At 71.4% G+C, this 11,409-nt stretch carries 12 protein-coding genes; 7 read left to right on the forward strand and 5 right to left on the reverse strand.

Annotation, left to right across the window (positions count from 1 at the left end; translation table 11 throughout):
* Positions 1-363: 363 nt before the first annotated feature.
* A complete protein-coding gene (locus QU602_RS02325) occupies positions 364-1,107 on the forward strand; it encodes a hypothetical protein (protein WP_308798544.1) in 744 nt (247 codons plus the stop codon).
* On the opposite strand, the gene hisD is transcribed toward QU602_RS02325, so the two are convergent.
* A complete protein-coding gene (hisD, locus tag QU602_RS02330; protein WP_308798545.1) occupies positions 1,086-2,318 on the reverse strand; it encodes a histidinol dehydrogenase in 1,233 nt (410 codons plus the stop codon). The genes QU602_RS02325 and hisD overlap by 22 nt on opposite strands.
* Between hisD and QU602_RS02335 the strand changes: the two genes are divergently transcribed.
* On the forward strand, positions 2,308-2,472 hold the full coding sequence (locus tag QU602_RS02335; protein ID WP_308798547.1) for a substrate-binding domain-containing protein: 165 nt from the start codon (positions 2,308-2,310) through the stop codon (positions 2,470-2,472). The genes hisD and QU602_RS02335 overlap by 11 nt on opposite strands.
* Positions 2,473-2,522: 50 nt before the next feature.
* On the opposite strand, the gene QU602_RS02340 is transcribed toward QU602_RS02335, so the two are convergent.
* The 4 genes from QU602_RS02340 to QU602_RS02355 all read right to left on the reverse strand — a co-directional run bounded on the left by QU602_RS02340 (position 2,523) and on the right by QU602_RS02355 (position 5,944).
* Positions 2,523-3,803 carry an RNA polymerase sigma factor gene (locus QU602_RS02340; protein ID WP_308798549.1) on the reverse strand — a complete coding sequence of 427 codons (1,281 nt, stop codon included), beginning with the start codon at positions 3,801-3,803 and terminating at the stop codon, positions 2,523-2,525.
* Positions 3,800-4,168, reverse strand: a complete 369-nt coding sequence (locus QU602_RS02345; RefSeq protein ID WP_308798550.1) for a YciI family protein — start codon at positions 4,166-4,168, stop codon at positions 3,800-3,802. The genes QU602_RS02340 and QU602_RS02345 overlap by 4 nt, the downstream gene beginning before the upstream one ends.
* A 122-nt stretch (positions 4,169-4,290) precedes the next feature.
* Complete coding sequence (locus QU602_RS02350) at positions 4,291-5,031, reverse strand: ABC transporter permease (RefSeq protein ID WP_308798551.1); 741 nt, start codon at positions 5,029-5,031, stop codon at positions 4,291-4,293.
* A gap of 1 nt (position 5,032) precedes the next feature.
* Entirely contained in the window at positions 5,033-5,944 is a 912-nt protein-coding gene (locus tag QU602_RS02355) for an ABC transporter ATP-binding protein (protein WP_308798552.1), read from the reverse strand.
* A gap of 134 nt (positions 5,945-6,078) precedes the next feature.
* On the opposite strand from QU602_RS02355, the gene QU602_RS02360 reads away from it, so the two are divergent.
* The 5 genes from QU602_RS02360 to QU602_RS02380 all read left to right on the forward strand — a co-directional run bounded on the left by QU602_RS02360 (position 6,079) and on the right by QU602_RS02380 (position 11,378).
* On the forward strand, positions 6,079-6,819 hold the full coding sequence (locus QU602_RS02360; protein ID WP_308798553.1) for a response regulator transcription factor: 741 nt from the start codon (positions 6,079-6,081) through the stop codon (positions 6,817-6,819).
* Positions 6,812-8,275 carry a sensor histidine kinase gene (locus tag QU602_RS02365; protein WP_308798554.1) on the forward strand — a complete coding sequence of 488 codons (1,464 nt, stop codon included), beginning with the start codon at positions 6,812-6,814 and terminating at the stop codon, positions 8,273-8,275. The genes QU602_RS02360 and QU602_RS02365 overlap by 8 nt, the downstream gene beginning before the upstream one ends.
* Before the next feature lie 75 nt (positions 8,276-8,350).
* Complete coding sequence (locus tag QU602_RS02370; RefSeq protein WP_308798556.1) at positions 8,351-8,920, forward strand: PepSY domain-containing protein; 570 nt, start codon at positions 8,351-8,353, stop codon at positions 8,918-8,920.
* 214 nt (positions 8,921-9,134) lie between these two features.
* Positions 9,135-10,271: an ROK family transcriptional regulator gene (locus tag QU602_RS02375; RefSeq protein ID WP_308798557.1), complete on the forward strand. Its 1,137-nt coding sequence runs from the start codon at positions 9,135-9,137 to the stop codon at positions 10,269-10,271.
* 51 nt (positions 10,272-10,322) lie between these two features.
* Complete coding sequence (locus QU602_RS02380) at positions 10,323-11,378, forward strand: extracellular solute-binding protein (protein WP_308798558.1); 1,056 nt, start codon at positions 10,323-10,325, stop codon at positions 11,376-11,378.
* Positions 11,379-11,409 lie beyond the last annotated feature (31 nt).

The raw sequence follows: 11,409 nt of genomic DNA on the forward strand, positions 1-11,409 counted from the left end.
CCTCGGTAGTGGCCGAGGTCAGTGCGTCGCACTACACGGGCCCAATGACTCCGAAGCTGGCGGACTACATGGAAGCGGGTAAGGCCTTCGATGCCGGCGAGCGCCTTGTGGCGGCTCACCAGCTCCTGCTCAGTGTCGATTCGAGACACCGGCGCAGACCAGGCCGGCACCGATTCAGCGTGGGACGAAGCTGGTGATCGCCGTGTCAGCGACATTCACGGCGGCGCGGCCAAGCTCGTCGATGGTCGCGAGGCTCACGTTCGTGTACGTGCCGAGGTCGCCGCGTCCCGCTACCCCGGCGGGGGTTGTACCCCGCACCGACATCTCCGCCGAGTCGACGCCGGCCGAACGAATCGACGCGGCATGCACTCTTCCCCGCCGCGCACCAGAGCCTGGCACGCGAACTCGACGTCGAGGTTCGTGCTCGGTGCAACTGCAGCCGCCGTGTTCTCGGCACTGGTGATGACCGGGGGCTCCGCGGCGGCCGAGGAGATCCCCAGCAGTCCCTCCGCTGTCATCGAGTTCCCGCCCGGACTGACCATGCGAACCCTCGAGACCTCCGGCGCGGGCTCGATCCTGATCTCAGGATGCCCTGCCGGCGGCGCAGTGACCGTCGAGAGCTACTTGGAGGTCCCCCTCGGTAACGATGAGACGTCGTCGCTGCCGGTGTCGGTGTTCCCCGCCTTGACCGTCCCCGACGATGGCGTCGTCGCCCTCCCGCTGCTGCCCTTCACTGAGTTCCTCAACACGGTCCGACCGATGGCCGCGGCGCAGTTGGTGGTCGCGGCCCGGTGCGACCTCGGCGGTCCGTGGGTGAGCCGGAACGTGCCGCTCGGCGGCGGCTTGGGTGCAACTTCGCCGACGCAGGTCCCGCCACGGCCTGCGCCAGCCGCACCCACCCCCGCAGCGGACTGCCACGCCACACCAGGCGAGCACACCTCAGCCGCCGTCCCGGTTGAAGCCGGCCGATCCGTGCTCCCCGAAACCGGTAGTCCGACGGGCCTGACCGGCCCCATCGGCGTCGGTGTCCTGCTCACGCTCATCGGCGGCGGGATGATCGCCCTGCGATCGTGGGTGGACCCACATCATCGGGCGGCCAGAGACTGAGCGCCGGGCGGCGCCCACGCAAGCGGGTCGCCCGCGTACTTCGCGGCGCGCACGTCGCCCGCACGGGCGTAGCCCTCGAAGGATTCCACGCGGGCCGCACGGCCGAGCAGTCGCCCGAGCTCGGCGCTCGCGGCGGGCGAGCGGACCTCCTGGTAGGTCACCGTCTTCAGGTACTTGCCGGCCCACAGGCCGCCGGTGTACCGCGACGCCTTCCGGGTGGGCAGGGTGTGGTTGGTGCCGATGACCTTGTCGCCGTATGAGACGCACGTGCCCTCGCCGAGGAACAGTGCGCCGTAGTTGCGGAGCCGGTCGAGCGCGGCTCGCGGCGTCGACGTGAGGATCTGCACGTGTTCGAACGCGTACTCGTCGGTGAGCGCCCAGGCCTCGTCGAGGTCGTCGACGACGACGATCTCGCCGTAGTCGCGCCAGGCCGGCTCGGCGAAGTCCTTCGTCGGCATCCCGGGAAGCAGCCGGTCGACGTGTGCCGACACCTCGCGGCCGAGGTCGGCGGAGGTCGTGATCAGCACGACCGGCGAGTCCGGGCCGTGCTCGGCTTGGCTGAGCAGATCGACCGCGACGATGAACGGATCGGCCGACTCGTCGGCGACGATCAGCACCTCGGTCGGGCCGGCGAACAGGTCGATGCCGACTTCGCCGAACAGCTGCCGTTTCGCCTCGGCATCGAACGCGTTGCCGGGCCCCGCCAGCAGGTCGACCTTGCCGACGGTCTCGGTGCCGATCGCCATCGCGGCAACGGCCTGCGTGCCGCCGAGCAGGAGGATGTCGTCGGCGCCGGCCAGGTGCAGTGCCGCGACCGTCGCGGCCGGAACCTCGCCCGAGATCGGTGGCGTGCAGGCCGTGACTCGAGGCACACCGGCGACCTTCGCGGTGACGACCGTCATGTGTGCGGTCGCGACCAGCGGGTACCGGCCACCGGGCACATAGGCACCGGTTGCTCCGACCGGGATGTGCTTCTGGCCGAGGAACACACCCGGTTCGGTCTCGGCCTCGAAGTCCCGCATCGAGGCGAGCTGCCGTTCCGCGAAGTCCCGGACCTGGGCCTGCACCGCCACGATGTCGTCGATCGCCTTGGCCGGCACCGAGGCGACGACCTCGTCGATCTGCTCGGGCGACAGCTTGAACGACTCGGGCGTCTCGGTCATCGGATTCGACGACGTGACGATGGCGGCCTGGGACGTGATGTCGCTCACCACGGTCCGCTGCGACCTGGACGCACTGGCCGCCGCGGCCGTCGAGATGCTCGTCCGACGCATCCGAGGCCTCGACGCCGGGAGCCGTCGGCGGATCCCGGTCGAACTCGTCCTGCGCGGAAGCCACGGTCGCCCTCACCGGCGGTCTCGGTGACCCAGCCGCGCCGGCCGCGCCGGCCGCGCCGGCCGCGCCGGAGCCGGCGCTCAGCCCCTCCCCGGTGAGGCGGCGTCGATCCGGGTCATGAGCAGCCGCCGCTCGGCGTGGTTCGCGGTCAGCTCGCGGGCCCGGTGGTCCGCCTCGAGCGCGGCGTCGGCGTGTCCCTCGCGGCGCAGCAGCTCCGCACGCACGGCGTGCCACAGATGGGATCCCGAGAGTCGCGGCTCGAGTTCGTCGAGCGCCCGCAGGGCGGCCGGTGTGCCGGCGACCTCCGCGAGGGCGACCACCCGGTTGAGCTTGACGAACGGGGACGGATCGTAGATGAGCAGCAGGTCGTAGAGCACGAGCAGCTGCGGCCAGTCCGTGTCGTCAGCAGATGTGGCATCCGCATGGCAGGCCGCGATCGCGGCCTGGAGCTGCCAGCGTCCGGGGCGTCGCAGCGCGGCCGCGTGCTCCAGCGCGACTCGCGCCTCGGCGATCATGGCTTCGTCCCACCGGCTCCGGTCCTGCTGCGGGAGCGGAACGAACTCGACGCCGACCGCGCGCGCCCCCTCGCGTGCACGATGGAACCGCAGGAGCGCGAGCAGACCATGCGCCTCGGCCTGCCGCGGGAGCTCGTCGACCACGACCCGGGCGAGCCAGAGCGCGTCATCGGCGAGATCCCGGTCTGCCGAGGCGTCCGCCTCGGCCCGCAGGTGCGCGGCGTCGTACATGACGGCGATCATCGCCAGGACGCGATCGAGCCGAGGCGCGAGCTCGTCGCCCGCGGGGACCCGGAGCGGAATCCCGGAGGCCACGATCTTGCGCTTCGCGCGGGAAATCCGCTGCGCGACCGTCGGTACCGGCTCCAGGGTCGCCCGAGCGATCTGCGCCGTCGTGAGCCCCAGGACCGCACGGAGCGACAGCGCCAGCTGTGCCTCCGGCGCGAGCGCGGGATGACAGCACCCGAAGAGCAGCGGCAACCGTTCATCCGCCGGCGCTCGCTGCGGTGCCGACGGTGCCATCGGCGCCGACGGCTCCGACGCATCCGGAAGCAGCGCGATCTTCTCGCGCAGCCGCCGCTCGCGCCGCACCCGATCGAGGGCATCGTGGCGCGCGGCCATGGTGAGCCATGCCCCCGGGTTCGGCGGGACGCCGCGGACGCGCCACTCGCCGAGCGCCGCCGCGACGGCGCCCGCGACGGCGTCCTCGGCGAGGTCGAGATCGCCGAACGAGCGCGCGAGCGCGGTGACGATGCGGCCCGCCTCCGCGCGCACCACGCGAGCGAGGACGAGATCGGATGCCGCGCCGGAAGCCGGCTCCGGCGTGGCATCCGGCCCGAGGCTCACTGGCCGAACAGCTCCGCCTCGTCGTACATCGGCCGGATCTCGACCGAGTTGCCCGGGAGCTCCAGCGACGGCCAGGTGCGCGCGAGCGCGATCGCGGCATCGAGGTCCGGGACGTCGATGAGCGTGAATCCGCCGATGACCTCCTTCGCCTCGGAGAACGGGCCGTCGACCACGACCGGCCCCTGATCGCCGGCGCGCACGGTCGTGGCCGTCGAGGCCTCGTGCAACGCGGCGCCGCCGTCGACGATGTGCGCGGCGTTGTCCTCGTGCCACTGGAAGATCCGCTGCATATCGGCTTCGCTCCGCTCGGCGGGGACGACTGCGTCGAGCTCGGGATCGGACGTGAACATGAGTACGTACTTCACGGTGTGACTCTCCTTCTCGCGGGCGGCGGTCCTTCCGACCGTCCCATGCAGACAGCGAACGGGCAACCGCGGATTCGACACGCGCCTCCAGAATGCTTGCGCGTGGCCGCGCGGTCCGAGCGCTACTCCCACCGGAAGAAGCGCACCGCCGCGATGCCGAAGATCGCGGTCCACGCGGTCAGGACGATGACCTCCTGGAGCTCGGGCCAGGCACCCGCCGCGGTCGCGTTCAGGGCGAGCGCGCCGGCGCCGAGCGGGGTGAGCGCGACGAGGTCGCCGAGCAACCCGGGCATGGTCTGCACCGGCAGCCAGACTCCCGCTGTGAACATCAGCGGGAACAGCAGGATCGAACCGAACGCCGTCGCGATCTTCGCGGTGCGAGCGATGCCGCCGACCAGTCCGCCGAGGGCGAGGCAGGACGCGAGCATCAGCAGCGCGATGCCGAGATATCCGACGCCGTTCTGCGGCAGCGCGACCTGATAGGCGAAGAATCCGATCAGGATCGGAACGGCGCCACCGACGACCGCGGCGGTGCCGTAGATCAGGTACTGCGCGAGCAGCACGGTCCGCGGCCGCACGGGCGTGGTCGCGAACCGGCGCAGGATTCGTTGCTCCCGGTAGGTGGCGAGCACGACGGGCATCGCCAGCAGCGACGCCATCAGCATCGCGAGGATCACCGCGACCGGCACATAGATCGTCAGGAAGCTGACGCCGATTCCGTCGATCGGCTCGCGGAGCACCGGGACGAGCCCGAGCACGATGACCAGAACGGCCGGGAACCCGATGATCCAGAAGACATATCCGGGTTCGCGCGAGAACAGTCTCACCTCGGCCTTCACGACCGAGAGCGCCGTCGACGACATCTCACTCCTCCCCGTCCGGTCCGGTGAGATCGAGGAACGCGTCGTCGAGCGTCGCGTCCACGATGCGGAGCCGCTCGGGATGCATCCCGTCGGCGGTGAGCGCCTGCAGCACCGGGAGGACCGCCTCGTCGGTGAGGCTGAGCTCGAGCCTGCCGTCGTCGCGACGGCGCGCGCTCGCCACACCGTCGATGCGCTCGAGCGCCTCGACCTCGACGGCTCCCGAGATCGCGAAGCTCATGACGGTCGGCGCACCGATCCCGCCGATGACGCCTTCCGGTGTGTCGAGTGCGGTCAGGCGTCCCCGGTCGATGACGGCGACGCGATCGCACAGGTGACGGGCCTCCTCCATGAAGTGCGTGACCAGGATGACCGTCGTGCCCGCGTCGCGGGCCTCCTCGACGAGACGCCACACCTCCCGCCGCGACCGCGGGTCCAGTCCGGTGCTGAGCTCGTCGAGGAGCGCGACCCGTGGCCGGCCGACGAGCGCCAACGCGATGGCCAGCCGTTGCTGCTGCCCGCCTGACAGGTCGGCATAGCGGCTGTCGAGCTTCGGGCCGAGGCCGAGTCGTTCGGCGAGCGCGAGGCCGTCGACCGGGTCGTCATAGAACGAGGCGAACAGCGCGATGGCCTCGCGGACCGTCTGCTTCGCGGGAAGGCCTGCCTGCTGGAGCTGCACGCCCACGATCCTGGTCACGCGTGCTCGTTCGGCGTGCGGGTCCAGTCCGGTCACCTGGACGACACCGGCATCCGGCCGGCGGAGGCCGGCGATGCACTCGACCGTCGTCGTCTTGCCCGATCCGTTCGGTCCGAGGATCCCGAAGATCTCGCCGTCCTCGACGTCGAGATCGAGGTGGTCGACCGCGACGGTCGAGCCGTACGTCTTGCGCAGCCCGCGCACCTCGACGATCGCCATGGGGGTCAGCCTGCCAGAACGGCCGCCCGCCGAACAGCCGTCCCCGGTGAGGATGTCGCCCGTCGTGCCACTTCGTCGCCGGTCGCCCGCACCGCTTCAGCCCCGATTCAGTCGCGATCCGCCACGATGGGGGCATGCGTCTGCTCGTGGTCGATGACGAGGTCCGCCTCGCCGAGGGACTGAAGCGCGGCCTCGAGGCCGAGGGCTTCGCGGTCGACGTCGCGCACGACGGCGCCGAGGGCCTCTGGTATGCGCGGGAGCACGACTACGCGGCGATCCTGCTCGACATCATGCTGCCGCGCATGAACGGCTACGTGCTCTGCCGGACCCTCCGCGAGGAGCGCATCTGGACGCCCGTGCTCATGCTCACCGCGAAGGACGGCGAGTGGGACGAGGTCGAGGGCCTCGACACCGGCGCCGACGACTACCTCACGAAGCCGTTCTCGTTCGCCGTGCTCGTCGCGCGCGTGCGCGCACTCATCCGCCGCGGCGGGAGTGCCCGGCCGGCCACCCTCGAGGTCGGCGACCTCACGCTCGACCCGGCCGCACGCACGGTCGCGCGCGCCGGCACGCCCATCGAGCTCACGACGCGCGAGTTCGCGGTGCTCGAGTTCCTCATGCGGCGTGCCGGCGACGTCGTGCCGAAGGCCGAGATCCTGAACGGCGTATGGGACTTCGGATTCGACGGCGACCCCAACATCGTCGAGGTGTACATCCGGCACCTCCGCAACAAGGTCGACCGGCCGTTCGGGCTCGAGACCATCGAGACGTTGCGGGGTGCCGGCTATCGCATCGGCCCGGGCCCCGCCGGCCCGGGCGGCGCGGGCGCCGACGTCGCCGACCGCGGTGGCACGATCGGCGCGAACCGTGACTGAACGCCGCCGCCGTGCCGGCGTCGCCGTCCGCGTCACGATCGCGGCGACGCTCGTCGTCGCGGTCGCGCTCGTCGCCGGCGCGCTCATCTTCTGGGCCACGCTGCGTGCGTCCCTCACCTCCCAGCTCGACGCGGCGGCCCGGCAGGATGCCTCGGCCATCGCCCAGCAGCTGGACGCCCTCGACCTCGACGGCGGGAGCGGCAGCAGTGACGACGACGATGACGACGACGATGAGACATCGGCCGACGAGGCATCCGCCACCGAGGCATCCGCCGCCGATCGCGACGCGATCGAAGCGATGCTGCCCGATCTCGACGACGACCGGTTCGTCCAGGTCATCGACCGCGACACCGGCACGGTCGTCGCCGCGACCGACGCCGCCGATGACGCGCCGGCGCTCGCGGATCGCGACGGCGCTGCCCCCGGCACCGTGCGTCTGCCCGGCGAAGACGAGACGTACGCCGCCGCGGCCGAGCGCGACGGCGACTGGGTCGTGGTCGCCGGGCGCAGCACCGCGCAGGCCGAGTCGACCCTCGCGACGGTGGGGATCATGCTCGCGATCGCCGTACCGCTGCTCGTCGGTCTCGTCGCGCTCACCTCGTGGCTCACCGCGCGCCGCGCGCTCGCACCCGTCGAGCGCATGCGGCGCGAGGTCGACGCGGTGACCGGCACCGACCTGTCCCGCCGGGTCCCCGAGCCGGAGACCGACGACGAGATCGGCCGGCTCGCGCACACCATGAACGGCATGCTCGCGCGCGTCGAAGCCTCCGCGAACACCCAGCGCCGCTTCATCTCGGATGCCTCGCACGAACTGAAGTCCCCGCTCGCGTCGCTCCGGCAGTACGCCGAGGTCGCGCGCCTGCACCCCGACCGCATCACCCAGGCCGAGCTCAGCGAGGCCGTGCTCGACGAGGGCGGGCGGCTCGAACGGCTCGTGCAGGGCATGCTCGTGCTCGCGCGCGCCGACGAGCGCGCGCTGCCGCTCACGCTCGCCGACGTCGACCTCGACGACCTCGCGCTCGCCGAGGCGCGCCGGCTCGGCGCGGCGGCGACGGTCGCGACGGATGTCTCGGGCGTGGCGCCCGCACGCGTGCGCGGCGACCTCGGGCTGCTGCAGCAGCTCGTGCGGAACCTGGCCGACAATGCGGCGCGGCACGCGACCGGCCGGGTCGCGTTCACGACGGTGGCGGATGCCTCGGGCGTGAGCCTCGTCGTCGACGACGACGGTGACGGCGTGCCGCCGGGGGAGCGCGAGCGCGTGTTCGAACGCTTCGTGCGCCTCGACGATGCGCGGGCACGCGACACCGGCGGCAGCGGGCTCGGCCTCGCGATCGTGCGCGAGATCGCGGCGGCGCACGGCGGGTCCGTACACCTCGAGGGCTCGCCGCTGGGCGGCGCACGCGTGGTCGTGCGCCTCGCGGCCGGCGTCTCGTCGCCCGCCGTATCGCGTGTCTGAACGCGGCTTCAGCTCGCTTCAGGCTGGCTTCAGCGGTCGCGCGGGAGAGTGGGCCTACCAACGAGGAGGAACCCCATGAAGAAGCGCACCATCTGGATCACGTCGGCCGCTGCGGCGGGCGTGCTGGCGATCGGCGCGACGGCGGCAGCCGCCTTCGCGATCGGCTCGGATGAGTCGGACGACCGCGCCGACCGCGCCGGGGTGTCCGCATCGCAGGTCGACGCGGCCGTCGAGGCCGCGCTCGCCGAGGTCGGCGCCGGCACCGTGACGGACATCGACGTGGACGACGACGCGAGCCACGCGTACGAGGTCGACGTCCGGCTCGACGCGGGCGGCTCGGTCGAGGTGAAGCTCGACCGCGACCTGAACGTCGTGGCCGTCGAGGAGCGGGGCGACCGCAGCGGTGACGACGACGATGACGACCGTGGTGACGACCGTGGTGACGACAGCAACGTGGTCATCGACCCCGCCGACCGTCAGCGTGCCATCGATGCGGCGCTCGCTCACGCCGGCGGCGGCACCGTCTCCGAGGTCGAGCTGAGCGACGACGCCGACCACGTCTGGGAGGTCGAGGTGCAGCTGCCGAACGGCGGCGACCTCGATGTCGAGCTCGACGCGGCCTTCGCGGTCGTCAAGGCCGACTGACGGGCGCCGGCCGCCGGAGGCCGCCCCAGATGCTTCCAAATGGACGACCGGATCGCTTCTGCATTGACGACGTGATCGCTTACACATTGGCTCCCGCCAGCCGACCGCGCGTCCAGCGGGTCCACGGACGAGTACCGGCGCGGGTGGCACGCGCTCACGATTCACTTCGCAAAAGGGTCTTGCTTACTTCGTTTCTTCCCGGTAGAAAGTAGGCATGGTCGAAGAAGTCGTCGCGAGCCCCATCAGTCGCACGCGACTGCGGGAGATCAAGCGGCACGTCGCGATCGCGTTCGCGCGTGAGCACGGTGTCTTCTCGCGGGCCCAGCTCGCCGAGGCGACCGGCCTGAGCGCCGCGACCGTCACCCGGCTCGTGCGCGACCTGCTCGCGGAAGGCTACGTCGTCGAGACCGGGGCCGGGCCGTCGAGCGGCGGGCGTCCGCAGACCATGCTCGAGTTCCAGGCGGGCAACGAGCTGGTCGCGGTCGTCGACCTGCACGACGGCGAGATCGACGCCGCGCTGCGGGACTGGAACGGCGACCTGCACGGCACGATGGTCCGACGTCCGCTCGTCGACCTCAGACGTGACCTGCCCGAGGTCATCGGGGAGCTGCGCGACCAGGTCGGATCGCGGCTGAAGGCGACCGCGATCGCGATCCCGGGTGTGGCGATGGGCGGGGAGGGGCAGATCCGGCTCGCTCCGTCGATCGCGCGCGGAGAAGGGCCGGCGCTCGGCGCTGCCCTGCTCGACGCGCTCGACATGCCCGTCGTCGTCGACAACGACGTCAACCTCATGGTCGTCGGCGAGCACGTCGCCGGTGCGGCCGTCGACACCGACGACGTGTTCCTCGCGCACATCGGTGCGAGCGGCATCGGCGCCGCGCTGATGATCGACGGCGTCGTGCGCCGCGGCGCACGCGGCTCAGCAGGGGAGATCGGCTTCATGCCGCTCGGCGCGGCCCTCGCCCCCTCATCTGACGTCGGCGCGTTCGAGGGCGAGTGGGCGCTGGGCGCCCTGCACCGGCGTGCCGATGCCCTCCTCGGCCCTGGCGACGGGCCGCTGCTCGAGCGCCTGCGCGACGCGCAGGTACCCGCCGCCCGCCAGTTGCTCATCGACGCGTTGCGCGCCTGGGGACGAGCGATCGCCGCCGCGGTGTGCGTGCTCGACCCCGCTCGCGTGCTTCTGAGTGGACCCCGGATGACCGACGGCGACCTCGATGTCCTCATCGAGGAGACCAGCCGGTTCGTCCCCGGCGGGGTGGACATCCGCCCCGCTGCCATCGGCCCTCGCGCCCTGCACCTCGGCGCCGCGAGACGGGCGTTCGACGCCCACGACGCACGTTCAGCCCGCTGAGCCCGTCAGAGCATCATCCCCATTGCACACAGCACCCAGAAGGAGACATCGATGACGAAGCGATTCATGATCGGCGCGGTCGTCGCGGCCGCAGCATTGGCGCTGACCGGCTGCGCCGGTTCCGGCGAGCCCGCCGGCGGCGGGGCCGCCGAGGCCGAGGACCTCATCATCTACAGCTCTCGGGCCGAGCCCATCACCGACTACGTGGTCGAAGAGTTCGAGACCGCCTACCCCGAGTACGAGGGGAAGGTGCAGATCGTGAACCTCGGCGCCGGCGACATCCCTGAGCGCGTGCGTGCAGAGAGCGGCAACCCGCAGGCGAGCCTGTGGTGGGGCGGCACCCAGCAGAACCTGGCTGCCGGCGTCGCCGGCGACCTGCTCGCCGCGTGGCCCGACGCGCCGTTCGCCGACGAGATCGACGACGCGTTCAAGGACGCCGAGGGCCGCTGGTACGCGGAGTACCAGCTTCCGCAGGTGATCGTCTACAACTCGGACGTGCTCAGCGCGGACGAGGCACCCCAGGATTGGGACGAACTGATCGACCCCGCGTGGAAGGATCAGATCGTCATCCGCGACGTCGCGCCGTCCGGAGGCATGCGGTCGATCTTCGACGCCATGATCTTGCGTGAGTCGCCCGACGGCTCCGACCCGGAGCCCGGGTACGAGTACCTCCGGGCACTCGATGCGAACACCGTGACCTACGCGGCCGACCCGTCGGACCTCTACCTCCAGTTGAGCCGGCAGGCCGGGACCATCAGCGCTTGGAACATGCAGGACACGCTCATCCAGATCAACCAGAACAAGATGCCGTTCGAGTTCATCGTGCCCGAGAGCGGGACGCCGGTCCTCGTCGACGGCCTCGGCATCATCAACGGAGCACCCAACGAAGAGGGCGCGAAGCTGTTCGCGGAGTTCCTCTACGAGCCCGACGTCCGTGCCGCGCTCGCCGACGAGTTCTACCAGATCCCGGTCACCGGGCTCGAGTCGGAGCCCGAATGGCTCGAGGGTCTGACGATCACGCCCATGGAGGTCGACTGGTCGATCGCGGCCGAGAACGAGGCCACGTGGATCGACTACTGGTCGAACAACATCAAGAACCAGGGCTGAGCAGCTGAGCTGAGCGCGGGGGCCATCGGGC

The sequence above is a fragment of the Agromyces protaetiae genome (genome assembly GCF_030866785.1).
GTDB lineage: Bacteria > Actinomycetota > Actinomycetes > Actinomycetales > Microbacteriaceae > Agromyces > Agromyces silvae.